This is a genomic window from Malaciobacter mytili LMG 24559 (assembly GCF_003346775.1).
GTDB lineage: Bacteria > Campylobacterota > Campylobacteria > Campylobacterales > Arcobacteraceae > Malaciobacter > Malaciobacter mytili.
The window spans coordinates 1,242,146-1,265,485 of sequence record NZ_CP031219.1 but is presented as its reverse complement, the minus strand read 5'-3'; the positions used below and the strand labels follow the sequence as shown (position 1 = coordinate 1,265,485).

26 protein-coding genes are annotated in these 23,340 nt (G+C 27.8%); 8 read left to right on the top strand and 18 right to left on the bottom strand.

Annotation, left to right across the window (positions count from 1 at the left end):
- Window positions 1–20: 20 nt before the first annotated feature.
- From AMYT_RS06420 to rpmJ, 9 genes are all read right to left on the bottom strand, one after another.
- Window positions 21–932, bottom strand: a complete 912-nt coding sequence (locus tag AMYT_RS06420; RefSeq protein ID WP_162919478.1) for a polysaccharide deacetylase family protein — start codon at window positions 930–932, stop codon at window positions 21–23.
- Between the two features lie 140 nt (window positions 933–1,072).
- Window positions 1,073–2,518: an IMP dehydrogenase gene (gene guaB, locus AMYT_RS06415; RefSeq protein WP_114841727.1), complete on the bottom strand. Its 1,446-nt coding sequence runs from the start codon at window positions 2,516–2,518 to the stop codon at window positions 1,073–1,075.
- Between the two features lie 17 nt (window positions 2,519–2,535).
- Window positions 2,536–3,897 (bottom strand): Asp-tRNA(Asn)/Glu-tRNA(Gln) amidotransferase subunit GatA, encoded by a 1,362-nt coding sequence (gatA, locus tag AMYT_RS06410; RefSeq protein ID WP_114841726.1) that lies wholly within the window; start codon window positions 3,895–3,897, stop codon window positions 2,536–2,538.
- 163 nt (window positions 3,898–4,060) lie between these two features.
- Window positions 4,061–4,414: a 50S ribosomal protein L17 gene (gene rplQ / locus AMYT_RS06405; protein ID WP_114841725.1), complete on the bottom strand. Its 354-nt coding sequence runs from the start codon at window positions 4,412–4,414 to the stop codon at window positions 4,061–4,063.
- A 15-nt stretch (window positions 4,415–4,429) separates the two neighbouring features.
- Window positions 4,430–5,428, bottom strand: a complete 999-nt coding sequence (locus tag AMYT_RS06400) for a DNA-directed RNA polymerase subunit alpha (protein WP_114841724.1) — start codon at window positions 5,426–5,428, stop codon at window positions 4,430–4,432.
- A 15-nt stretch (window positions 5,429–5,443) separates the two neighbouring features.
- Complete coding sequence (gene rpsD, locus AMYT_RS06395; protein ID WP_114841723.1) at window positions 5,444–6,070, bottom strand: 30S ribosomal protein S4; 627 nt, start codon at window positions 6,068–6,070, stop codon at window positions 5,444–5,446.
- A gap of 10 nt (window positions 6,071–6,080) precedes the next feature.
- Window positions 6,081–6,473: a 30S ribosomal protein S11 gene (gene rpsK / locus AMYT_RS06390; protein ID WP_114841722.1), complete on the bottom strand. Its 393-nt coding sequence runs from the start codon at window positions 6,471–6,473 to the stop codon at window positions 6,081–6,083.
- Window positions 6,474–6,482: 9 nt separating this feature from the next.
- On the bottom strand, window positions 6,483–6,851 hold the full coding sequence (gene rpsM / locus AMYT_RS06385) for a 30S ribosomal protein S13 (protein WP_114841721.1): 369 nt from the start codon (window positions 6,849–6,851) through the stop codon (window positions 6,483–6,485).
- A 6-nt stretch (window positions 6,852–6,857) separates the two neighbouring features.
- Window positions 6,858–6,971, bottom strand: a complete 114-nt coding sequence (gene rpmJ / locus AMYT_RS15225; RefSeq protein WP_079577253.1) for a 50S ribosomal protein L36 — start codon at window positions 6,969–6,971, stop codon at window positions 6,858–6,860.
- A 393-nt stretch (window positions 6,972–7,364) separates the two neighbouring features.
- Here rpmJ and AMYT_RS06375 point away from each other — a divergent pair, with 393 nt between their 5' ends.
- Window positions 7,365–7,730 (top strand): HIT family protein, encoded by a 366-nt coding sequence (locus AMYT_RS06375; RefSeq protein ID WP_114841720.1) that lies wholly within the window; start codon window positions 7,365–7,367, stop codon window positions 7,728–7,730.
- A gap of 8 nt (window positions 7,731–7,738) precedes the next feature.
- On the opposite strand, the gene AMYT_RS06370 is transcribed toward AMYT_RS06375, so the two are convergent.
- From AMYT_RS06370 to AMYT_RS06355, 4 genes are all read right to left on the bottom strand, one after another.
- The gene (locus tag AMYT_RS06370) at window positions 7,739–8,668 is read right to left on the bottom strand and encodes an exopolyphosphatase (RefSeq protein WP_114841719.1); all 930 of its coding nucleotides are present in this window, start codon (window positions 8,666–8,668) and stop codon (window positions 7,739–7,741) included.
- Window positions 8,669–8,735: 67 nt separating this feature from the next.
- Window positions 8,736–10,031, bottom strand: a complete 1,296-nt coding sequence (locus AMYT_RS06365) for a tellurium resistance protein TerC (RefSeq protein WP_114841718.1) — start codon at window positions 10,029–10,031, stop codon at window positions 8,736–8,738.
- A 19-nt stretch (window positions 10,032–10,050) separates the two neighbouring features.
- Window positions 10,051–11,118 (bottom strand): 3-isopropylmalate dehydrogenase, encoded by a 1,068-nt coding sequence (leuB, locus tag AMYT_RS06360; protein WP_114841717.1) that lies wholly within the window; start codon window positions 11,116–11,118, stop codon window positions 10,051–10,053.
- A complete protein-coding gene (locus AMYT_RS06355; protein ID WP_114841716.1) occupies window positions 11,118–11,618 on the bottom strand; it encodes a 3-isopropylmalate dehydratase small subunit in 501 nt (166 codons plus the stop codon). The genes leuB and AMYT_RS06355 overlap by 1 nt, the downstream gene beginning before the upstream one ends.
- A 158-nt stretch (window positions 11,619–11,776) precedes the next feature.
- Between AMYT_RS06355 and rpoD the strand changes: the two genes are divergently transcribed.
- Together rpoD and AMYT_RS06345 are read left to right on the top strand one after the other, a co-directional pair.
- The gene (rpoD, locus tag AMYT_RS06350; RefSeq protein ID WP_114841715.1) at window positions 11,777–13,663 is read left to right on the top strand and encodes an RNA polymerase sigma factor RpoD; all 1,887 of its coding nucleotides are present in this window, start codon (window positions 11,777–11,779) and stop codon (window positions 13,661–13,663) included.
- Window positions 13,664–13,667: 4 nt separating this feature from the next.
- Complete coding sequence (locus AMYT_RS06345) at window positions 13,668–14,357, top strand: hypothetical protein (RefSeq protein ID WP_114841714.1); 690 nt, start codon at window positions 13,668–13,670, stop codon at window positions 14,355–14,357.
- Here the strand turns inward: AMYT_RS06345 and AMYT_RS06340 are convergent.
- Genes AMYT_RS06340 through hemL form a run of 4 tightly spaced genes read right to left on the bottom strand, consistent with a single transcriptional unit; the run spans window position 14,329 to window position 16,786 of the window.
- A complete protein-coding gene (locus tag AMYT_RS06340) occupies window positions 14,329–14,904 on the bottom strand; it encodes a hypothetical protein (protein ID WP_228197907.1) in 576 nt (191 codons plus the stop codon). The two genes, AMYT_RS06345 and AMYT_RS06340, sit on opposite strands and share 29 nt — an antisense overlap.
- On the bottom strand, window positions 14,870–15,169 hold the full coding sequence (locus tag AMYT_RS06335) for an AtpZ/AtpI family protein (RefSeq protein WP_114841712.1): 300 nt from the start codon (window positions 15,167–15,169) through the stop codon (window positions 14,870–14,872). The genes AMYT_RS06340 and AMYT_RS06335 overlap by 35 nt, the downstream gene beginning before the upstream one ends.
- Before the next feature lie 8 nt (window positions 15,170–15,177).
- Window positions 15,178–15,492, bottom strand: coding sequence for a pyrimidine/purine nucleoside phosphorylase (gene ppnP, locus AMYT_RS06330; protein ID WP_114841711.1), 315 nt, complete (start codon window positions 15,490–15,492; stop codon window positions 15,178–15,180).
- 13 nt (window positions 15,493–15,505) lie between these two features.
- Entirely contained in the window at window positions 15,506–16,786 is a 1,281-nt protein-coding gene (hemL, locus tag AMYT_RS06325; protein WP_114841710.1) for a glutamate-1-semialdehyde 2,1-aminomutase, read from the bottom strand.
- Window positions 16,787–16,840: 54 nt separating this feature from the next.
- Between hemL and AMYT_RS06320 the strand changes: the two genes are divergently transcribed.
- The 3 genes from AMYT_RS06320 to AMYT_RS06310 all read left to right on the top strand — a co-directional run bounded on the left by AMYT_RS06320 (window position 16,841) and on the right by AMYT_RS06310 (window position 19,943).
- Window positions 16,841–17,641 (top strand): energy transducer TonB, encoded by an 801-nt coding sequence (locus AMYT_RS06320; protein ID WP_114841709.1) that lies wholly within the window; start codon window positions 16,841–16,843, stop codon window positions 17,639–17,641.
- A 79-nt stretch (window positions 17,642–17,720) separates the two neighbouring features.
- A complete protein-coding gene (locus tag AMYT_RS06315) occupies window positions 17,721–19,124 on the top strand; it encodes a GGDEF domain-containing protein (RefSeq protein WP_114841708.1) in 1,404 nt (467 codons plus the stop codon).
- 3 nt (window positions 19,125–19,127) lie between these two features.
- Complete coding sequence (locus tag AMYT_RS06310) at window positions 19,128–19,943, top strand: phosphate/phosphite/phosphonate ABC transporter substrate-binding protein (RefSeq protein WP_114841707.1); 816 nt, start codon at window positions 19,128–19,130, stop codon at window positions 19,941–19,943.
- A 56-nt stretch (window positions 19,944–19,999) separates the two neighbouring features.
- Here the strand turns inward: AMYT_RS06310 and AMYT_RS06305 are convergent, their stop codons facing one another.
- A complete protein-coding gene (locus AMYT_RS06305; protein WP_114841706.1) occupies window positions 20,000–21,106 on the bottom strand; it encodes an FtsW/RodA/SpoVE family cell cycle protein in 1,107 nt (368 codons plus the stop codon).
- A 19-nt stretch (window positions 21,107–21,125) separates the two neighbouring features.
- Here AMYT_RS06305 and AMYT_RS06300 point away from each other — a divergent pair, with 19 nt between their 5' ends.
- Window positions 21,126–22,112 carry an RluA family pseudouridine synthase gene (locus tag AMYT_RS06300; protein ID WP_114841705.1) on the top strand — a complete coding sequence of 329 codons (987 nt, stop codon included), beginning with the start codon at window positions 21,126–21,128 and terminating at the stop codon, window positions 22,110–22,112.
- A complete protein-coding gene (locus tag AMYT_RS06295) occupies window positions 22,060–23,340 on the top strand; it encodes a fibronectin type III domain-containing protein (RefSeq protein WP_114841704.1) in 1,281 nt (426 codons plus the stop codon). Before AMYT_RS06300 ends, AMYT_RS06295 begins: the two co-directional genes overlap by 53 nt.

Below are 23,340 nucleotides of genomic sequence, written 5' to 3'. Positions count from 1 at the left end.
ATTAACTTAATTAAAGATTTTTATTTTAAATTATCTAATATATTATGAAGAGAAAAATTATTATTTTCAAGTAGTGATTTTTTGGCAATTTCTATTCCTTTTGGTTCATTTTTATTAGCATGAATTAATATAATACTTCCTTTATTAATCTTTTCATCTTTTGCAAGCCAAGTATCGCTTCCAACAGGTATTAAACCAAAACTATTTACTATTAAAGCAGTTTGTTTATTTGATACTAATCCGGGAAATCTAAATAAAATAGAAGGGGTTATATTATAAGTTAAAAGCAACTTTTCAAGTTCTAATATTTCATTAGTTATATCTTTATTTTTTGATAATAAGAAGTTTCTTTCAAGGGGTTCTTTAGGATTATAATAGTGAGTAAAAGTATGATTTGCCCAAGTAATATCTAGTTTATTTTCTTTTTGATAAGAGATTAGCTCTAAAAACTCATTTTTATGTTTTTCTATCCAAAGTCCAGAAATAAAAAATGTAATAGGAACTGCCTTTTTATGCCTAGAAATAAGAGCATTAATAAACTCTTTTTCATATCCATATTTTGAAGAAGGACATAAATCAGCAGTAAGATAAATATAGTTTGAATTAATATGTTTTAAACCATAGTTTTGTAAAGTAAAAGGCTCTTTTGAATACTGCTTTAAAAGCTTTTTATATTTGGTTTGTTTAATACTTGGTTCACTTATTTTTAAACTTGAGGCATTTACAACTTTTGTATGTAAAGTAGTTTCATCTACAATTAAAAAATATTTATTTAAATTTTTACTAAAAGAGCGCAAGATAGTATAAGATATACCTTTATTGATTATTGATTTATTTAGAACTTGATAATTAGTTATTTGCTCTAATTCATTTGCAAAAAGATTGAAAAAAAAGCCTAAGATAAATATAGTTGAAATACTAAGTTTTTTCATAAAACTCACTTTTTTATAAATAAACATTAGTATATCAAAATTTAAATGACAATTAAAATATAAAAAAAATATTTTTAGATTAAAAAGTTAAAGTAGATAAATATTTAGAGACAGAAAACTGTCTCTAAAGTAATTAAATATTATATATGATAGTTTGGAGCTTCATTTGTAATAGTTACATCATGTACATGAGACTCTCTAAGACCTGCACTTGTAATCTCTACAAATTCAGCTTTTTCTTGGAATGTTGGAATATCTTTACTTCCTAAATACCCCATAGAGCTTCTTAATCCTCCTGTAAATTGGTGGATAATATCAGCAATACTTCCTCTATAAGCAACTCTTCCTTCAATACCTTCAGGTACAAGTTTATCAGCAGCTGTTCCTTCTTGGAAATATCTATCTGTACTACCTTTAGTCATAGCACCAATACTTCCCATTCCTCTATAAGATTTAAATTTTCTTCCTTGGAATAAAATAACTTCACCAGGACTTTCATCAGTACCTGCTAAAGCACTTCCCATCATAACTGAGCTAGCTCCTACTGCTAATGCTTTTGCAACATCACCAGAGTATTTAATACCACCATCAGCAATTATAGGAACACTGTGTTTAGCACCCTCTTGTGAACACTCATCAATAGCAGAGATTTGAGGAACACCAACACCAGCAACAATTCTAGTTGTACAAATAGAACCAGGTCCAATTCCAACTTTAACAGCATCAGCTCCAGCTAAAATTAAATCTCTTGTAGCTTCAGCAGTTGCAACATTTCCTGCAATAATATCCACATTTAATTCAGCTTTTATAGCTTTAACAGTATCTAAAATACCTTTTGAGTGACCATGAGCAGAATCCAATACTAAAACATCAACACCCACTTCTACAAGTGCTTTAGCTCTATCTATTTGTCCTACACCAATTGCTGCACCAACTCTTAATCTTCCAAACTCGTCTTTATTTGCATTTGGATATTCTCTTTTTTTATTAATATCTTTAATAGTAATAAGACCGATTAGTTTATTATCATTATTTACAATTGGAAGTTTTTCAATTTTATTTTGGTGCATAATATCAGCAGCTTCGTCTAATGTTGTACCCTCTTTTGCAGTAATAAGAGGCATAGAAGTCATTTTATCTTTTACTAATTGAGAGAAATCTTTTGTAAATCTCATATCTCTATTTGTTAGAATACCTAATAAAGTATTATTCTCATCTACCACAGGAACACCTGAGATTTTGTAAGATGCCATAATATCTTCTGCATCTTGTAAAGTTTGTTCTGGTGTAATTGTAACAGGATCAATAATCATACCAGATTCGCTCTTTTTTACTTTTTTGCATTGTAATACTTGAGCATCAATATCCATATTTTTATGAACTATTCCAATGCCTCCTAATCTAGCCATTGCAATAGCAGCTTGATACTCCGTTACCGTATCCATAGCTGCACTTACAAAAGGGATATTTAAACTAATGTTTTTTGTTAATTTTGTCTTTAAACAAACCTCTTTAGGTAATACTTCTGATTTAGCTGGTACTAATAAAACGTCTTCAAATGTCAATGCTCTTTTTCTAATTTTCATCTAATATCCCCTTATAATTATTTTGTATAGTTAACTGTTTTTTCTAAAGATAAAGCACCATCAAATACTGTTTGTTCATCATATGCTTTACCAATTAATTGAACACCAACTGGCATTCCACTATTATCTTTATCAACAGGAAGTGAGATAGCTGGAAGACCTGCTAAGTTAATAGAAATTGTATAAATATCACTTAAATACATCTCTAATGAAGTTTTAAAGCTTCCAAATTCTGGAGCAGTTGTAGGAGATACAGGAGATAAAATTAAATCTGCCTCTTTAAAAATCTCTTCATACTCATCTTTAATTAAATGTCGAACTTTTTGAGCTTTAATATAATAAGCATCATAATATCCAGAACTTAATACAAAGCTTCCTAGCATAATTCTTTTTTGTACTTCAGGACCAAAACCTTGAGATTTTGTTTGAGTGTACATATCTTTTAAGCCACCATTTCCTTTTCTATTTCCATATCTTACACCATCAAATCTACTTAAATTCGCACTAGCTTCTGCAGTTGCAACAATATAGTATGAAGAAAGTATTTTTGAAGTATCTACCATATTTTTATAAACAATTGTATGTCCAGCCTCTTTTAATGCTTCAACTGCTTTATTAAATCCATTTTTAACTTCACTACTTGCTTGTTCAATAAAGTTTTCAATTACTGCAATTGTAAGTTTTCTATCACTATTTAAATTTTCACTAACTTTTGTATATTCAATATTAGCAGAAGTTGAGTCTTTTACATCATGACCAGAAATAATATCATATAAAATAGCAGCATCTTCAACATTTTGAGTTATTGGTCCACATTGGTCTAAAGATGATGAATAAGCAGTGATTCCATATCTTGAAACTCTTCCATAAGTTGGTTTCATACCAACACAACCACAATAAGCAGCAGGTTGTCTAATACTCCCACCTGTATCTGTTCCTAATGCAGCAATAGCAATCCCACCTGCAACAGCAGCAGCACTACCTCCACTACTTCCACCTGGAACTTTTGAGTTATCAACTGGATTTAAAGTTTTTCCATAACAAGAAGATTCTGTTGAACTTCCCATTGCAAATTCATCCATATTAGTTCTACCAAAAGCACTTAAACCAGCTTTTTCAAGATTTTCAATAACAGTAGCATTATAAGGAGATACATAACCTTTTAAAATATTACTAGAGCAAGTAATTTCCCAATTTTTAACATTTATATTATCTTTAATAGCAATAGGAATACCTTCACCAGAAATTGAGATATCACTATTTGTTAATTGTTCTACATAAGCACCTATATTACTCTTTTTAATCTTTGTTTTTAATTCTTCTCTTAAGTTTTTAATTTCCTCACTACTTAGTTGTAGTGCTTCTTTTAGAGTTATCAATTATTGCTCCTAAAATTTGTTTACAAATATAGTATTACGCGATATTATATAAAAAAAATGATTAAATTCTAGTAAAGCAAAAAAGGAGATAATAAAATTTTTTAGGAATAAAAAAAGGGATAGAGGCAAAGCCCCTATCCCTTAAAAAGTAAATAATTTCTAATTATTTAACAAAAGAGATAAATGCCATAGGTGTAGCATCACCTCTTCTAATTCTTGTTTTGATAATAGAAGTATATCCACCATTTCTACCTACGTAGTTTGGTGCAATTTCATTGATTAATTTTTTAGTAGCTTCTTTATCTTGTAAAGCTGCAAATACTTGTCTGTGAGTATTAAAATCAGCATTTCTTGATACAGTTACTAATTTTTCAATATATCTTTTTAATTCTTTAGCTTTTGGAACTGTTGTTTCAATTTTTTCTCTTTCAATTAAAGCGATTGCTAAGTTTTTTAACAATGCTTTTCTATGAGAAGAAGTTCTATTTAGCTTTCTATATCCGTGCTTATGTCTCATATTTAACCTTTACTACTATGCTTTTAATTGTTCAAGCTTTCTTCTTAAAGCCGACGCAATATTCTCTGGAAGTGTATTATCAATTGGGAAACCTAGTGAATCTAATTTCTCAGCTATCTCATCAAAAGATTTTTTTCCTAAGTTTTTGATATTTTTAACTTCTACTTCACTCATAAGTACTAATTCACCAAGATATTTTAATCCTGCTCTATCTAAAGAGTTAAAGCTTCTAGCACTTAAATTTAAATCATCAATTTTTACGATTAAGTCTTTTAATTCAACTGGCTCTTCACCAGAATCATTTACAGTTACTTCAGATAAATCAAAAACTTTATTAAATACTGACATTTGAGAGTACATAACAGATACTGCTTCTTTAAATGCAGTAATTGGTGTAATTTGACCATTTGTTTGTACAGTAAATACAGCTTTTTCATAGTTAGGATTATCTTCAACTAACATTTTTTCAATATCATAAACAACTTTTTTTACAGGTGTGAAGAATGCATCAATTGGAATGTAATCAGGTCCAACTATATCTCTAATATCTTCAGAAGGTACATAACCAATACCTTTTTGAATAATAATTGAGAAAGTTAAATTACAATCACTATTAATTGTAGCTAAATGTGCATCTGGACTAACAACATCAACATCAGCGTTAGCTAAATCTGCACCTTTAATCTCTTTTGGACCATCAAAAGAATATTCTACTATAACTTGCTCTTCATCACTATTGATTTTAAACTTAATATTTTTAAGATTAATTATAAAAATAGCTATATCTTCAAGCATACCTCTTAAAGAATCAAACTCATGATTAGCACCTTCTATTTTCACTGCAATTGGAGCGTATCCAATTGAGCTACTTAATAGAAGTCTTCTTAAAGGGTGAGCTAAAGTTATTGCAAAACCACTCTCAAATGGATATGCTGATATTTTAGCTTCAGTATCACTGATAGCTTCTATTTCAACTTCTGTCGGTAAAAACGGTGTGTCTGCAAACTTTTTCATATGCTACCTTATTTATTATTTAGAATATAACTCTACGATTAATCTTTCTTCAACAGGAATAACTACTTCTTCTCTTGTAGGGATTCTTGTAAAAATACCAAATACTTTATCTTTATCTACATCAACCCATTCAACAATACCAGTTTGGTTTGTTAATTCTAAAGATCTAACAACTTGTGGGTTTGATTTAGATTTTTCTTTAATTTCAATTTTTTGTCCAGGTTTTACAATGTAAGAAGGAACATTTACTTTTTTCCCATCTACTAAAACATGTCCATGAGTTGTAAATTGTCTAGCATTTGCTCTAGTTGTAGCAAATCCCATTCTATATACAACGTTATCTAATCTTTGTTCAATTAAAGTAATAAGGTTAGCCCCTGTATTACCTTCTCTTCTTGCAGCTTCTTTAAAGTATTTTCTGAATTGTTTTTCAGAAACACCATACATAAATTTAGCTTTTTGTTTCTCTCTTAATTGTAAACCATACTCAGAGATTTTTGCTCTTCTTTGTCCATGCTGACCTGGAGCATATGGTCTTTTTTCTAAAGCACTTTTACCTGCTAATCTTCTCTCACCTTTAAGTCCAAGATCTGCATCAAGTCTTCTTTCGATTTTTTCTACTGGTCCTCTATATCTTGCCATTACCTACTCCTTACACTCTTCTTCTCTTAGGAGGTCTACAACCATTGTGTGGTAGTGGTGTAACATCCTTTAACCATGTAACTCTGATACCATCCATAGCACCAACTGATTTAACTGCTGTATCTCTACCTGAACCTGGTCCTTGGATTTTGATACCAACATTTTTAATTCCGTGTTCCATAGCTTTTGTCATTGCATCTTCTACTGCTTGTTGAGCAGCGAATGGAGTAGATTTTTTACTACCTTTGAAACCTAAGTTTCCAGCACTTGACCATGCAATTGCATTACCAGCATTGTCAGTTACTGTTACCATTGTATTGTTGAATGTTGCTGCAATGTGTACGATTCCGTCAGCAATATTCTTTTTTACTATTTTTTTTCTAGTTACTTTTCTTTTTGCCATCAGTTATCCTTACTTAGTTGCTGCACCAACAGTTCTCTTTTTACCTTTTCTAGTTCTAGCATTAGTTTTAGTCTTTTGCCCTCTACAAGGTAAACCTTTTCTATGTCTTAAACCTCTGTATGAACCTAAATCCATTAAAGCTTTAATATCCATAGCAACTTTTTTTCTTAAATCCCCTTCTACCATGTAGTTTTCTTGGATTTCTTTTCTAATAGCTGCTGCTTCGTCTTCTGTTAATTCAAAAGCTCTTTTATTGTAATCAATCCCAACCGCATCTAAGATTAATCTAGAGTTATGTAAACCAATACCATAAATGTATGTTAATGCATACTCCATTCTTTTTTTATTTGGTAAATCAACACCTGCAATTCTAGCCATGTTTTTTTATCCTTGTCTTTGTTTGTGTTTTTTGTTATCGCAAATTACTCTTACGATCCCTTTTCTTTTGATAACTTTACATTTATCACACATTTTTTTAACTGAAGCTCTTACTTTCATAAGTCTTGTCCTCTTTTTTGTGTTATTTACCACTTTACAACAGGGAAGAACTACACTGAAAAAAGCAAATTTGCTTTCTCAAAAGAGTGCATTGCACTAACTTTTTTGTAGTTCGCCCCGATTTTTCATATCACAATATTGTGATAAAATCGGCGGAGCCAAGCTAAAACAACCTTAAATCTATATGTAGATAAGGATTATTTGCTTTTTTCCGGTTCTGCCCAACTCTTTATAAAACACAAATATTTTATAAAAAATTCCTTTTTGGTTGAAAAATGGAATTGGATTATATTTAATTATAACTTAAAGTATGTTGAATTACTTATACATTATGTCAATTTATATTCTATTAGTATTTTTTTTGATAAAATCCAAAAAATTAAAGGAAAAAGAATGTCTTATATATATATAAATGAATTAATTAAAATAGAAATTGAAGAGAGTGAAATTCCTTGGCTTAAGATTTTTACTATACAAAACTACAAAGAATTTAGTCAATGTCCCAAAGAAGTAAAAGAAGAGATTTGCAGCAAGTTAGATATTATAGAAAAAGAGATGATAAAATATTTTAACCCAGCAAAAATAAATATTGCTTCATTTGGTAATTATGTACCTCATGTACATTTTCATATTATGGCAAGATTTAAAGAGGATTCTTTTTTCCCTGAACCAATGTGGGGTAAAAAACAAAGAGTTGCAAATTTAAATCTACCCTCTTTTGAGGAGTTTTTTAAGCTTTTAAAAGATAAGTTAAATTAACTTATCTTTTAACCATCTGCATTTATTTTTTTAATTAATTCTTCTAAAACTTTTGGTGCTTCTTCATGGTTTGGCTGACAACCACCTGCTGCTTTATGACCTCCACCGCCATATTTAAGCATTAATTCACCTACATTTGTATTTGAAGTTTTATTAATAATTGATTTACCTATACTATAAACTACATTTTGTTTATCTTTTCCCCAAACAGCATGAATAGAAATATTTGCTTCAGGATACATTGCATATACCATAAATCTATTTCCAGGATAAATTATCTCTTCATCTCTATAATCAATTACTAAAAGATTTTTATAAACTTTTGTACATCTTTTTAGTTGTTCTTTAAACTCTTCTTCATATTTAAAGTATAAATCAACTCTCTCTTTTACATCAGTAAGTGATAAAATATCATTTATATCATGGTCTTTACAATAATCAATTAAATCCATCATTAATTGATAGTTTGAAACTCTAAAATCTCTAAATCTACCAAGTCCTGTTCTACTATCCATTAGGAAACTTAAAAGCTCCCATCCTTTTGGATTTAAAATATCATCAATTGTAAAAGCAGCACTATCAGCTTTGTTTGAAGCTTCCATCATTGGTCTAAATTTAGAAGGAAATTTTTCATCTCCCCCATAATATTGATAAACAACTTCTGCTGCACTTGGAGCATCTGCATTAATTATATGATTATCTCTTTTTTCATTTCTTAGTGTTTCACTAAAATGGTGGTCAAAAGCTAAATATACACCTTCTACATAAGGTAGATTTGTAGTTATATCATTTGAAGTAATTTCAACTTTACCATCTTGCATATCTTTAGGATGTACAAAAGTAATTTCATCAATAATACCTAAATACTTAAGTAAAGTACCACAAACTAGTCCATCCATATCACTTCTAGTTACTAATCTAAACTTTTTTTCAGCCATAATTTTTCCATATCTAAAATATTTTGTCTGATTTTATCATAAAAAAAATAAATTTGGCTTTGTATATTTAAATAAACTTAAAAATAGCAACTAAAAAAATAACACAAATAAAATACATAAATAGTGCATATTTAATATTAATTGTATAAATGTCTTTTAAATTCACCTTATATCTAGCTTGTAAAGTTAAATTTAATCCAGAAATAGGACTTGCACCTACTGAAATAGCCCAAGACATTAAAAACATTGTTGCCATAAAAGTATGATTTGCATCTATATTATTTAATAAATTTCCTAAAATAGAAATGGAAATAATTGGATGAATTCCTATATATGAAACTAATATAATTACAAATAAAGTTAAAGAGGCATTAAGTGCATTAAAAGTATCAAAAGGTAAAGTAATATTATTTACCAATAAAAGATTACTAACTCCTGTACCAAATAGACCTGCAACTAAAAATAATATTAATTCTGAATACATAGAAGGAAGTTTTTCAACTATATGATTTGAAAATTTATTTATTATTTCTTTAATTTGTTGTGTAAATAACAAAGTAATAAAAGTTATTAAAATACAAAAAAAAGAAATCAAAACTATAACTTTTATATTTGGTAAAATATTATGAGAGATTAAAACAAGAATCAATAAAGTAAAAGGCAACCATAAAGTTTCCATAGAAATTGGATAACCAACAAAATTATTTAAACTATAAATATTACTTTTTTTCAATTCAAAATAAGTGAAAACAAAAGCTATAAAAGCTATAAATATTCCATAAAAAATAATATGACTTACTTGCGTATTTGGTGCATAAGTAATTGCTGCTGCAAAAGCAACAAAAAAAGGAGACCAAAAAGCATCAGAAGAAAAAGCTCTAGTTACAACAATTAGTTGTTCTTTTGAAAGTTTTGCTTTTTTATATAAATTATCCGCAACTAATAAAACAGAAGATAAATTAATAATTGAACCAAAAAGATGAATACTTAAATAGGTTTTAAAAAAAGTATTTTTACCCCTTGGAAGCTCTTTTTCTTCTTGTTTTTTTGAAAAAGAAATAAGTCTTAAAAAATGTACCCCTATTAAAAGTGTTAATAAAAACTGATTTGCTGTTACCATTTTTGTTAAATCTAAAGTTGGATTAATCTTATATGAAATCGCCCAAAATATTAGACCTAATAAAAAAAGTAAAGAAATAAAAACTTTTTGAAAAGAGGATAATTTATGAAAAAGAATTGTTGCACTAAAAAAAGCTAAAGCACCACTAATAAAAAGTGTAGGAAATAGTTTAAATTCATAAAGAATAGAAAAAATAAAACTAAAAAAAAGGAAAACTCCCGAAAGGGAAATAAAAGTTTTCATAAATAAGAGACCTAGCCTCTTATTTATTTATAAAGTTAGCGATAATATCACCCATTTCAGCAGTTGTAACTACTTGTTTTGCATCATAAGCAGCTATATCTTTTGTTCTATAACCCTCTTTTAATGCTCTTTTAATTGCAGCTTCAATTTTATTTGCAGCTTCTTCTTCACCTAAAGAGTATCTAAGCATCATAGCAGCACTTTCAATTGTTGCAATAGGATTTGCTATTCCAAGACCAGCAATATCAGGTGCACTTCCATGAATTGGCTCATATATAGCTGTTTTTTCACCTGTTGATGCTGAAGGTAATAAGCCAATAGACCCCACAACCATTGAAGCAGTATCTGATAAAATATCACCAAAAATATTTCCAGTAACAATAACATCAAATTGTCTTGGATTTCTTACAAGTTGCATAGCAGCATTATCTACATACATATGAGAAAGTTTAACTTCTGGATAATCCTTTGCAACTTCTTCCATAGTATCTCTCCATAATTGAGAAACTTCAAGAACATTTGCTTTATCAACAGAACATACTCTTTTATCTCTTTTCATAGCTAATTCAAAAGCTTGTTTACCAATTCTTTGAATTTCTGGTTTTGTATATACCATAGTATTATAAGCTTTAAAACCATCATTTGCCCTTGGCTGACCAAAATAAATTCCACCAATAAGCTCTCTTACTACCATAATATTACAACCTTCAATAACTTCAGGTTTTAATGTTGAAGCATTTAAAAGTTCATCATAAATAACAGCAGGTCTTAAGTTAGCATAAACTCCCATAGCCTCTCTAAACTTTAAAAGTCCAGTCTCAGGTCTTAATTCCCTTGGAAGTGTATCCCACTTCTCTCCACCAATAGAACCAAATAAACAAGCATCAGATTCTAAAACACCAGTAACTGTCTCATTTGGTAATGGAGTTCCTGTCATATCAATAGCAATTCCACCCATTAAATACTCTTTATACTCTAATGTAAATCCACAAGAGTATGAAACAGCATCTAATACTTTAATTGCTTCATCTACAATCTCAGGTCCAATACCATCACCTTTAATTATTGAAATATTATAATTTTTCATTATTTTCCTTTAGCTATTTCAGCTTTTGCGTAGTTTATTAATCCACCACTAGCAATTAGCTCTTGCATAAACTCAGGGATAGGAATAAATTCATAAGTTTTATTAGTTGTGTTATTTATAATTTTACCATTATCAAGGTCAATAGAGATTTCCTCTCCCTCTTTAATCTCTAAAGCCTCAGGTAATTCAAAAATTGGTAACCCCATATTAAAAGCATTTCTATAAAAAATTCTTGCAAAAGATGGTGCTACAACAGCAGCAACACCAGCTGCTTTTAATGCGATTGGAGCATGCTCTCTACTTGAACCACAACCGAAGTTTTCTCCAGCAACGATAATATCGCCTCTGTTTAACTTCTTTGGAAAATCAGGATCTGCATCTTCCATAACATATTTTGCTAAGTGCTCTGGATCAGAGCTATTTAAATATCTTGCTGCAATAATAACATCAGTATCGATGTTAGCTCCGAAGTTCCATACTTTACCAGTAATTACATTCATATTCTGTCCTTAATTTAGTACTTCCCATACCATTTGTTCAAAAGAAGACGCATTTTACCTAATTTTTTAAAAATAATAGATTAAAGAGGTAAAATTAATTATTTTTTTAACTAATTTGGGTATAATATATGACTATCTTAAATAAGGAACTTTACTATATGAGTGTAAAAGATTTAAATAAATCGATAGAACAAATTGTTAAAGAGTACAAAGATTCTATTTTAACTTACGAAAAAATCATTAAAATCTTTCCTAAAGCTCCTTCTTCAGCAAACGTTAAAAAACTTATAGCTTTAGTGCAACTATATAATGTTTCACTTATAACTGCACAAGAACAAGCTAAAAGAATGAACGCAGAAGAGGCTAAAAGAAAAGAAGAGCATAGAAATAAGCTAAAACAGAATGAAGAGGATGTTTATGACTTACTAAAAAGTAAAGAGCTTTTAGAATGGAGTCGTTCAGATTCACCAGTTAGGATGTATCTAAGAGAGATGGGACAAATCCCTCTTCTTACAAAAGAAGAAGAGATTGAAATCTCTAAAAAAATTGAAATGGGTGAAGATATTATTCTTGATGCTATCTGTTATGTTCCATACTTAATTGATTTTATATTAGAGTATAGAGAGCCTTTAGTAAACAGAGAAAGAAAAGTAAAAGAGTTATTTAGAAACTTTGATGATGAAGATTCTGATGACGAAGAAACAGAAGATGAAGATACTGATGAAGAAGATATTGATGAAGAGGATTCTGATAGTGAAGAATCAGATGAGGACGAATCAAAAGGTAAAAAACAAAAGAAACTAGATAAAAGAGCTGAAACTATTATCGAAGCTTTTAAAATATTAGAAAAAGCAAAAAAAGAATGGTTGAAGTTCCAAGTAAAAGAAACAGCTAAATCTGATGACGAATCTGATGTTATGCAATATAATTTATCAGTTGCTTTTAAAAAGAAAATTTTAAAAGAAGCATTATTAGACTTAGGTCCAACTTCAAAACTTATTACAGAAATTGTAAAAGCTATGGAAACTGCACTTAAATCAGATAGTGGTTTTGATAATGAGTTAAAAAGATTAGAGTATAAATTACCATTATTTAATGATATGCTTAAAAAGAATCACCAAAAGATTTTAGATAATATTTTAAATCTTTCAAAAGCTCAAATTACAGCAATGGTTCCAGAAGCAACAATGGTAAGTACTTATATGGAGATTAAAAAACTTTTCCAAACAGCTGAAGCTAGTAAAGATGGATTTGATTTAGACCCTCAAGAATTAAAAGATGTTTTAGAACAAATTAAAAGAGGAAAGCAAATAACAGACCAAGCTAAAACTAGAATGGCTAAATCTAACTTAAGACTTGTTGTATCTATTGCAAAAAGATATACAAATAGAGGATTACCTTTCTTAGATTTAATCCAAGAAGGAAATATTGGTCTTATGAAAGCTGTGGATAAGTTTGAATATAAAAAAGGTTATAAATTTTCTACTTATGCAACTTGGTGGATTAGACAAGCAATTAGTAGAGCAATTGCTGACCAAGCAAGAACAATTAGAATTCCAATTCATATGATTGAAACTATTAATAGAATTAATAAAATTATTAGAAAAGGTATTCAAGAAAATGGTAAAGAACCAGATGTAGAAGATATTGCAAAAGAAGTTGGATTACCAGTTGATAAAGTAAAACAAGTTATTAAAATTACAAAAGAACCTGTTTCACTTGAAGCACCTATTGGAAGTGATGATGATGGTAAATTTGGAGACTTTGTTCCAGATGAAAAAGCACCAACTCCAATTGATAATATTATGAAAGAGGATTTACAAGGTCAAATTGATCAAATCCTTGCACAACTAAATGAAAGAGAACAAGCAGTAGTTAGAATGAGATTTGGACTTATGGAAGATGCTAGTGATAGAACTTTAGAAGAAATTGGTAAAGAGTTAAATGTTACTAGAGAAAGAGTTAGACAAATTGAATCAAGTGCTATTAAAAAATTAAAACACCCAAAAGTTGGGAAAAATCTTAAAAATTACGTAGAGAGTTAAAAAAATGGGGAACTTCTTTGAGAATTGGGTAGAGTTAGATTTAAATCCAATAATTTCATTTTCTTCGAGTGGAAAAATACTCTACTCAAATCAAGAAGCCCAATTTCTACTTAGTCGAATATCTCAAAAAGAGATATTTGACATTGCTATTAAATATGCACCAAAAACTTTTGGTGTTGAAACTACATATATAGACTTACATTTAAAAAATTATACTTTTTATGCGGTTACTATTTCATATGAAGATGAAGAGGCTATTAATATTAAACTATATAAAAGTACAATGGGTAAAAAAGAGTCTAAATTAAATACTAAAAATAGTGATATGGGAAATATTTTTACTTTAGTTGATTTATCAATTTCTGCAATGAAATTAAAATCAGATATTAAATATATTAAAAATTATGACCCTTCTATTCCTGATTTTAAATTAAATGCTAGTGAAATTATAAAAGTTTTAAATGCCACATTGGATTGTTTTAAAACTTCATCAACTATTACAACAACAGTTATGTTAAAAATTGGTGAGTATATTAAACTTGAAGGTAAAAAATATTCATTGATTTCTATTGAAGTTTCTGGGGAAAATGGTGCAGATTTTACAAACTTTAAATTTGATGAAACAAATGCTTACTTTATTTTAACAAAAGATAAATCAAAAATTTCTATTGATTTACCTCTGATTTTAAAATAAACTTTGTAAATAATACAGCTATAGGAACTATTCCTAAACCTACTAAAAAAGCTACGGGGATAAATAAATTATTGTTATTTAAAGCAAAAAATCCAAATATTAAAGATGCATAACCTATTACTCTATATATTGATACAAATCCACCTGCTGAGAAAACTGTATTTTTAAAAGAGTTTCTTTTAACTTTTGCTTTTTCTTCTTGAATAATCTGTTTTATTTTTTGGGCAGTTAAATCCTCTTCTTTTACAGGTTCAATATCTTCTGAATATAGGTCATATGGATCATCAATTTCATCTATTTTATCTCTTGGTTCATCTTTTAACTGTTTTGAAGTATCAAGATTTGATAATCTATTTTGTACATTTCTTCTATATGATAAAAAAGAAGCAATAGTTACAAACATAGAAGCAAAAAAAGCAACTTGTGAGTTTAACAGCCAAAGAGATGATTGAAAAACCAAAGCATATATAATAATACAAAGGTCAACTAAAAAGAAGACCTTTGCAAAACTTTTAATCATCGTCATCATTATATTTGTTATCACCATATTTTGCCCTATGGGCATATCTTGGATCATTTTCTAAACCTTCAAACTCTTTTTGAGCTCTTCTAAAAGCTTTATAAATATTTAATCCAGCAGCTGCTATTCCCCAAGCAATTCCAAGCCATAATAACCAATTGTATCCAAATAGATGTCTTAATCCCATTCCAATAGCTACCCCAATTAAAATAGCTGCAACAATTGAAATACCTAAAGATAAATTATCTAAAGCTCTAATTTTACCTTGATGTTTAGGTTCTTTTTCTTCCATTAGTAAACCTATTTAATATATGAACAACAATAATCAGTTATTGTTTTTACTTTTATATCAAAACTTGAATTAGCAGGAACACTAAAAGAGCTATTTGCACCATAAGTTTTCCACTCTTGGCTTCCATCAAGTCTTACTTCAACTTCACCATCAATTATCTCCATAAGCTCAGCAGCATTTGTTCCAAACTTATATTCACCTACTAACATAATACCTAATGATTTACTTTCACCATTTTCATCCACAAATGATCTACTTGTAACATTACCACCAAAGTAAACATTTGCTTTTTTAATTAACTCTACATTTTTAAATGATTGCATCTTTTTTCCCTAATTATAAATTTGACATAACTTCATTTGCAGCATTTATACACTCATCAATCATCTCATCAGTTATTACTGTTGAAATAAATCCTGCTTCATATTGTGAACAAGCAAAATAAAAACCTTTTTTAAGCATTTCATTATGAAACTTTCCAAACTTAGCAAAATCACAAGTTCCAACTTCTTTAAAGTTTTTTGGTTCTTTATCACAAAAGAAAAATCCAAACATAGACCCTCTTGTATTTACTTGTAAATTTATACCATTTTTTGTTGCAACTTCTTTTAAACCATTAACTAATCTTAATGCTTTTAAAGAAAGAGTTTCATAAATCTCTTTATTTGCTTTTAGTTTTCTAAGACTTACAAGTCCTGCTGCCATAGCAACTGGATTTCCACTTAAAGTTCCTGCTTGATAAACTGCCCCATCTGGACTTAAATGCCCCATAATCTCTTTTGAAGAAGCAAAAGCACCAACAGGCATACCAGCACCAATTACTTTTCCAAAAGTTACAATATCAGCTTTTGTGTTTACTACTCCATGAGCTCCTGTTAAACTTGCTCTAAAGCCACTCATAACTTCATCAAAAATTAAAAGAGCACCATTTTCATCACAAAGTTTTCTACACTCATCTAAAAACTCTTGAGTTGCAGGTACTAATCCCATATTTCCAGCAATTGGCTCAATTATTATACAAGCAATATCTGAACTATCTTTAAAACACTTTCTTAAATTTTCAATATTATTATATTCACAAAGTAAAGTGTGTTTTGTTAAATCTGCTGGAACACCAGGAGAACTAGGACTTCCAAATGTAGCCATCCCTGAACCTGCTTGAACAAGTAAAGAATCAGAGTGTCCATGGTAACATCCTTCAAATTTTACAATATCATTTTTTGAAGTAACTCCCCTTGCTAATCTAATAGCACTCATTACAGCTTCTGTTCCTGAACTTACAAATCTTACTTTATCAATATTATCATACATCTCAACAATTTCATTTGCAAGTTCAGTTTCTAATATAGTTGGTGCTCCAAAACTTAAACCATTTTTTGCTGTTGCAATAACTGCTTGCTCAATATCTTTATCACAATGACCAAAAATCAATGGTCCCCAGCTTTGAACAAAATCTAAATATTTATTTCCATCTATATCATAAAGATAAGCACCCTCCCCTTTTTGAATAAATGGTGGTGTTCCCCCTACACTTTTAAAGGCTCTTACAGGAGAATCTACCCCACCTGGAATTACTTTTTTTGCTTCTTCATATGCAGTTATTGACTTATCAAACATTTATAATCCTATTCTTAGTTAAATTTAAAAGCATTATTGTACTATAATCCCGTTATGAAAACGATTATACTAGCATTTATTTTATCAATAACTATTCATATTTTATTTTTATACAACTATAAACTGGAAAAAAAAGAAGAAAAAGTTGAAAAAACTTTTGATAAAAAAGCAAAAGATAATAAAAGCACAATTACTTATGTAAAGCTAACAAAACCTAAACCTATTGTAAAAGAGGTTGTTAAACCAAAAGAACAAGTAGTACAAAAAGAGTATAAAAAAGAATTAAAAAAAGTTCCTAAAAAAATAGAACCACAAAAAAAAGAAAAAAAACCTATAATTCCCATAAAAAAAGAAGCAAAAAAACAAATTCAAAAAGAAGAACAAAACTTTAAAAAAGTTCAAGAGGAAATAAAACCGCAAGAAAGAAGAAAAAGTGTTGATAAAAAATCTTTAGAAAACTTTTTATTAAGTGAGCCTGTATTAGATAAAGAGTTACTAGATGAAGTTACAAAAAGCTATATAAAACTATATGGAGAAGAGTATAATAAATTTACAAAAGTTCAAAAAGCTTTCTTACAAAATAGTTTAAAAAAAATTGGAGAAATAACTCAAAGATATTTATATGAAAAAGGTTATCCACGAATTGCAGTAAGAACAGGACAACAAGGAGTAAATGTAGTAGAATTTTTCTTATATCCAAACGGCGATATAAAGGATTTAAAAATTATTAATTCTTCTAGTTATGCTACTTTAGATAAAAATACCATAGAAACAATTGAGATTGCATATAAAGATTATCCAAGGCCAAAAGAAGTTACAAAGATTAGAATCTATGTATATTATAGACTTTATTAATATATTTAATAAAATTTAAGTTAATAGAAATATTATTATAATTTAGTTATATTAATAAAAAAGTTATAAGAATGACACAATGAACCTATATACAAAAATCTTTGTAACTGCATTAATTCCTCTTATTATAATTATATCTATAAGTTTTATTCAAATTGACCATGTAATAAATAATCAAATTAAAAACTTTTATAAAAAAGAGTTAAAAGATAAATCAATTATAAGCAATAAAATAAATGAAATTATAAAACAAATATATGTTAATTTAAATATAATTTCTTCTGTTTATGAAGTAAAAGATGCTTTTAGGTTCAATGATAATGACCTTCTTACAATATGGGGTAAAAAGTTTTTAGACTCTCAAAAAATGATTTTTTTTGTGGACTTAAATGCAGTTGTATTATCAAGAGCCCATGATGAATTTAAATTTTCTGATACTTTAATAAATAAAGATTTTTATAAAATACTTAAAACAAATGGTGTTTTACATAAAATTGATTATATTGATAATACTTTATGCTTAATAATTGGGAAAAAAGTTCTTCAATATGGGAAAAGTGTTGGTTTTATCTTAATTGCTCAAGAAATTAAGAGTAACTTTTTAGAAAATTTAGAAAATGGTACGCTTTTTAATCTATCAGTAAAAAAGAATATAGATATAAATAAAATAGAAAAAATAGAAGATATTTTAATTTATAATTCTTTACTTGATAAAGATATTGAAGCAACTAAAAAGTTAAGAGAATTTCTTTTCTTTTCATTACTTTCATTAGTTATATTTTTATCAATACTACTTTTTATTATTATAAAAAAACATCTAAAACCATATATAAAATTAACAGAAATTCTATCTTCTTTTTCTAATAATAAAATCTCTTTAATACAATTAAGAAAAGATGTAAAACAAATATATAAAACAAATGTGATGCATGAAATAAACTCTATTGCAAAAGCTATTCAAAGTATGGCAATACAAGTTCAAAAAGATAAAATTAAACTTGAAAGGTTATCTCAAATTGATCAATTAACTCAAGTTTATAATAGAAGAAAAATAGATTCTATTTTTAGTTTAAAATTTGAAGAAGCAAGAAGATACAACACAATTTTTTCAATAATTATCTTAGATATTGATTATTTTAAAGCCATAAATGATAAGTATGGACATGATATGGGAGATAAAGTTTTAGTAGAATTTGCAAGAATTTTAAGAACTAATATTAGAGTAACTGATTATATAGCAAGATTTGGTGGAGAAGAGTTTTTAATAGTTTGTACAAGAACAAATGCAGCGGAGTGTAAAAAACTTTGTGAAAAACTAAGAGATAAAATACGTAATATAAATATTAATGGATTAAAAATCTCTTCAAGTTTTGGATATGTGGAATATGATAGTAATTTTACTTCAAAAGACCATATGTTTAAAATTGCTGATAATTTCTTATATGAAGCAAAAAATTCAGGAAGAGACTGTATAAAAGGATAAATTATGAGATTTTTTATTTTAAGTATATTTTTTACTATTTCACTTTTTTCAAAAAATCTTATAATTGGAGTAATTCCATATAAATCAAAAGAAGAACTAGTAAAGGTATATTCTCCTTTATTAGAATATATTAATAAAAATAGTGAATATAAACTAGAATTAATAGTTAGTAGAGACTACAAACATCTAATTTCACTTATTAAAAAAAATCAAATTGATATAGCATCACTTGGTAGCTATTTATATATAAAAAATCTTAATGAATTGGAAAATACAAATTACTTAGCAACAAGCTTAAGATTAATAAATGATAAAATAACTTGGTATTACAATAGCTTTATCATTACAAAAATGCAAAATAATGAAATAAATAGTATAAAAGATTTAAAAGGAAAAAGATTTGGATTTACTGATAAAAATTCAACTTCTGGATTTTTATATCCAAATTTTATGCTAAAAGAAGAAGGTATAGATTATAAAAAAGATTTTTCTAAATATTTCTTTTTAAAAAAGCATAATAGAGTAATAGAAGCTTTATTAAATAACTCAATTGATGCAGCAGGAACTTTTGATCAAGTTGTTTATGATACTCAAAAACTTTACGCAAATCAAATAAAAATCTTAGCTGTTAGTTACCCTATACCTTTAGATGTTTTTATCTCTTCTTCAAAATTAAACTTTCAAGATACAAATAATATAAAAAAACTTTTATTAGAATATAAAGCAAAACCGGAAATAAATCAAATTTTAGGATTTACAAAAGTTAAAGAAAATGTTTTTGAAGATATTAAAAGTATAATAAAAAGCAATAATTATTAAGCACAAAAGAAGCTTTTAATTATATAAAAGTCTTTTTTGCACTTGTAGTTTATAAGTTATAATTTTCTTTCAAATTCATACATATCCATAAATCTAAATGCTAATAAATTTTCCAAAATAGCAAATAAAACTATAAAATTAATAAAAGAACTTCCGCCATAAGAAAATAAAGGCAAAGGAAGTCCAACAACAGGTGCAAATCCTATAACCATAAGAATATTTACACTCATATTTAAGAAAATTAAAAGTCCTAAGCCTGAAGCAAAGACTCTAATGACATAATCATCTTTAAAATAGTAATTCATTAATAAAAGGTGAAATATTATTAAAGCATATAAACAAATAAGCCCTACTGCACCTAAAAAACCATATCTTTCAACAAAAAAAGCAAAAATAAAATCACTTGTAGCAATAGGTAAAAACTTAAGCTGTGTTTGAGTTGCTTCATCACTTTCTTTTCCACTAAGTCCACCCGAACCTATTGCAATAATTGATTGTTGAACGTGATAGCTTGGTTTTTCTGAAATAAAATCTTTTATTCTTTTCTTTTGGTAATCTTTTATTAAATAAGTATAAGATAAAGGGGAACTAATTCCTATAAAAAGAATAATAGTAGCCCAAATTTTCCAATTAACTCCAATAATAAATAAAATTCCATAACCTACAAGTAATAAAACTAAAGCTGTTCCTAAGTCAGGCTCTTTTGCTATTAAAACAAAAGGCAAAAGAATATAAAATGAAAAGTATATAAAATCTTTTAAATTATATCCACCAGATTGAGGTGGTCTATTTTGAATTAGATAACCTAACATTAAAATAAAAACAGGTTTTATTAATTCTGAGGGCTGTATTGTAGTATTTATAAAAGGAATACTCAACCATCTCCTAGCCCCAAGCCTTGCTTCACCAAAAAATTCCACTGCTAAAAGTAATATTATTCCTAACCAATATAAAAAAGGAATAAACCTAATATTTTTTCTTATTGGAAAAATAAATACACCAATAAAAGCCAGTAGTGAAATAGAAAAATATACCAATTGCTTATTAGCTAAAATTTCATTTGTTTCATTTATCAAATGATATGATAATAAGATTAATGGTAAAATAAATATAATTAATACATAATCAAAATGAGATACAATTCTCTTATCAAATATTCGCATAATGAAAGAGTAGCAAAATATGAATAAAAATTTTATTGTTCAAGAGACAAATAGACTAGATAAATTTTTAGCGTTGCATATAGACGCATCAAGAAATCAAATAGAACAACTAATAAAGAAGGGTTTTGTAAAGGTTGAAGGTAAGGTTATTGAAAAAACTGGGATAAAATTAAAAGAGAATCAAAATATAGAAGTAAATTTTCCAGAAGCTGAAATTTCACCCATAAAAGATGAAGAATTTTTAAAAAATTCATTAAAAGATAAAGATGTTGAAATTATTTATGAAGATGAACATATTTTAGTAATAAATAAACCTTATAATTTAACAGTGCATGAAGCCCCAAGTGTAAAAGATGCAACCTTAGTTGATTGGCTTAAACTAAAAAATATCTCTTTATCTACAATTAGTGGAGAAGAACGACATGGGATTGTTCATAGATTAGATAAAGGAACTAGTGGTGTTATGGTTGTGGCAAAATCAAATGAAGCTCATGTTAATTTAGCTAAACAGCTTGAAGATAAATCAATGGGAAGATATTATTTAGCAATAATTGATTTACCTTTAAAAGAAAATTTAGTTATTGAAAAACCAATTTCTAGAAATCCAACAAATAGACTTAAAATGGCAATAATTGAAAATGGTAAAAATGCAAAGTCTGCTTTTTGTAAAATTGCATTAAGTAAAAATGAAAAATATGAGCTTATAGCAGCAAAACTTTTTACAGGAAGAACACATCAGATTAGAGTTCATATAAGTTCGATAAATAGGCATATACTAGGGGATAATTTATATGGATTTAAGGGCGAATTAAATAAAATAAATAGATTTTATCTACACGCTTATAGTTTATATTTATATCATCCTACTACAAATGAAAAGATGAACTTTAAAGCTAAGATACCAAATGATATGAAAGAGTTTTTAGAAAATAACTTTGAAAGGAATGGACTGAATGAAAAACTTGATGAAAATAACATCATCACTTGCTTTAATAATTTTAGTTAGTGGGTGTAGTTATAAAGGAGATTTATTAGATCCTAAAAAACCAAAAATTGATGATACTTTAGAAGTTGTTGATTCTAATTCAATTAGAACAATAGCAGATATTAATGCCATTGCCTTTGAATGGAGAAAAGTTGATGATAGTAGAGTTGTGGGATACCACTTCTATAGAGCAAATCTTGAAAAAGACGGAACTAAACTACAATTAATTGATACAATTAAAAATAAATATGCAACACATTATGTTGATACTGAAGTTGAACCAAATACAAAATATGTTTATAAAATTTCAAGTGCAACAAAAAGCGATATTGAATCAAGAACAACAAGTGATTATGTAGTATCAACACTAGATGTTCCTGAAGGTGTTAGTTTTATACAAGCAATTTCAAATCTTCCAAGACAAATTAAAATTGTATGGAGACCACATACAAATGAAAGAATTGCTTACTATAAAATAGAAAAAAGTTCACCACAAACTCCAAAATGGGAAAAATTAGCTGAAGTTGAAGGAAGATTACAAGCTGAATATATAGATGAAGATTTAAAAGATAATGTTGTTTATAATTATAGAGTAATTGCTTATACTTTTGATGATATTGCAACAAAACCAAGTGAAATAGTAAAAGCTCAAACAAAAGCTCTTCCTAATGGAACAACACAATTAAATGCAACAAATGATAAACCAAGAAAAATAATCTTAAATTGGCAACCTTCTGAATCTTCTGATGTATTAAAATATAATATTTATAGAAGTTCAAGTGCAACAGGTGGTTTTTCTTTAGTAAAAACAGTAAATGCACAAACTTTAAATTTTGAAGATTTTGTAAATGAAGATGGAAAAATCTATTTTTATAAGGTTACAACTACAGATGTTGATAACTTAGAAAGTAGTAAAGAAATAAATGCTGTTATGGGTTCAACATTAGCAAAAGTTAATAAACCTATTATCACTCTAGCTCAAATTCAAGGAGAAAGAGCTATATTAAACTGGCAAAGTGCTGATAAAAGAACAGTTAGTTACAATGTATATAAAACAATCAAAGATGGTTTTTTTGATAAAAAAACTATAAAAATAACTGGAATAGATGCCTTAAGATATGAAGATAAAGATATTGTAAGAGGTGTTGAATATAGTTATGCAATACAAGCAGTTGATGAATTTGGAATTGCTTCTGAAAAAACTGCACCAACAGAATTAGTATTACCAAAATTGAAAGAGTTAAATTAA

Coding starts and splice junctions, on each gene's coding strand:
- rpsD (WP_114841723.1), bottom strand. CDS start 6,070: ATGGCAAGATATAGAGGACCAGTAGAAAAAATCGAAAGAAGACTTGAT.
- AMYT_RS06340 (WP_228197907.1), bottom strand. CDS start 14,904: ATGGTGATAACAAATATAATGATGACGATGATTAAAAGTTTTGCAAAG.
- AMYT_RS06365 (WP_114841718.1), bottom strand. CDS start 10,031: ATGAAAACTTTTATTTCCCTTTCGGGAGTTTTCCTTTTTTTTAGTTTT.
- guaB (WP_114841727.1), bottom strand. CDS start 2,518: ATGAAAATTAGAAAAAGAGCATTGACATTTGAAGACGTTTTATTAGTA.
- AMYT_RS06310 (WP_114841707.1), top strand. CDS start 19,128: ATGAGATTTTTTATTTTAAGTATATTTTTTACTATTTCACTTTTTTCA.
- AMYT_RS06370 (WP_114841719.1), bottom strand. CDS start 8,668: ATGGCTGAAAAAAAGTTTAGATTAGTAACTAGAAGTGATATGGATGGA.
- AMYT_RS06315 (WP_114841708.1), top strand. CDS start 17,721: ATGAACCTATATACAAAAATCTTTGTAACTGCATTAATTCCTCTTATT.
- AMYT_RS06400 (WP_114841724.1), bottom strand. CDS start 5,428: ATGAAAAAGTTTGCAGACACACCGTTTTTACCGACAGAAGTTGAAATA.
- rplQ (WP_114841725.1), bottom strand. CDS start 4,414: ATGAGACATAAGCACGGATATAGAAAGCTAAATAGAACTTCTTCTCAT.
- hemL (WP_114841710.1), bottom strand. CDS start 16,786: ATGTTTGATAAGTCAATAACTGCATATGAAGAAGCAAAAAAAGTAATT.
- AMYT_RS06420 (WP_162919478.1), bottom strand. CDS start 932: ATGAAAAAACTTAGTATTTCAACTATATTTATCTTAGGCTTTTTTTTC.
- AMYT_RS06345 (WP_114841714.1), top strand. CDS start 13,668: ATGGGGAACTTCTTTGAGAATTGGGTAGAGTTAGATTTAAATCCAATA.
- AMYT_RS06320 (WP_114841709.1), top strand. CDS start 16,841: ATGAAAACGATTATACTAGCATTTATTTTATCAATAACTATTCATATT.
- ppnP (WP_114841711.1), bottom strand. CDS start 15,492: ATGCAATCATTTAAAAATGTAGAGTTAATTAAAAAAGCAAATGTTTAC.
- AMYT_RS06355 (WP_114841716.1), bottom strand. CDS start 11,618: ATGAATGTAATTACTGGTAAAGTATGGAACTTCGGAGCTAACATCGAT.
- rpmJ (WP_079577253.1), bottom strand. CDS start 6,971: ATGAAAGTAAGAGCTTCAGTTAAAAAAATGTGTGATAAATGTAAAGTT.
- rpsK (WP_114841722.1), bottom strand. CDS start 6,473: ATGGCAAAAAGAAAAGTAACTAGAAAAAAAATAGTAAAAAAGAATATT.
- AMYT_RS06295 (WP_114841704.1), top strand. CDS start 22,060: ATGAAAAACTTGATGAAAATAACATCATCACTTGCTTTAATAATTTTA.
- rpsM (WP_114841721.1), bottom strand. CDS start 6,851: ATGGCTAGAATTGCAGGTGTTGATTTACCAAATAAAAAAAGAATGGAG.
- AMYT_RS06375 (WP_114841720.1), top strand. CDS start 7,365: ATGTCTTATATATATATAAATGAATTAATTAAAATAGAAATTGAAGAG.
- AMYT_RS06305 (WP_114841706.1), bottom strand. CDS start 21,106: ATGCGAATATTTGATAAGAGAATTGTATCTCATTTTGATTATGTATTA.
- rpoD (WP_114841715.1), top strand. CDS start 11,777: ATGAGTGTAAAAGATTTAAATAAATCGATAGAACAAATTGTTAAAGAG.
- AMYT_RS06335 (WP_114841712.1), bottom strand. CDS start 15,169: ATGGAAGAAAAAGAACCTAAACATCAAGGTAAAATTAGAGCTTTAGAT.
- AMYT_RS06300 (WP_114841705.1), top strand. CDS start 21,126: ATGAATAAAAATTTTATTGTTCAAGAGACAAATAGACTAGATAAATTT.
- leuB (WP_114841717.1), bottom strand. CDS start 11,118: ATGAAAAATTATAATATTTCAATAATTAAAGGTGATGGTATTGGACCT.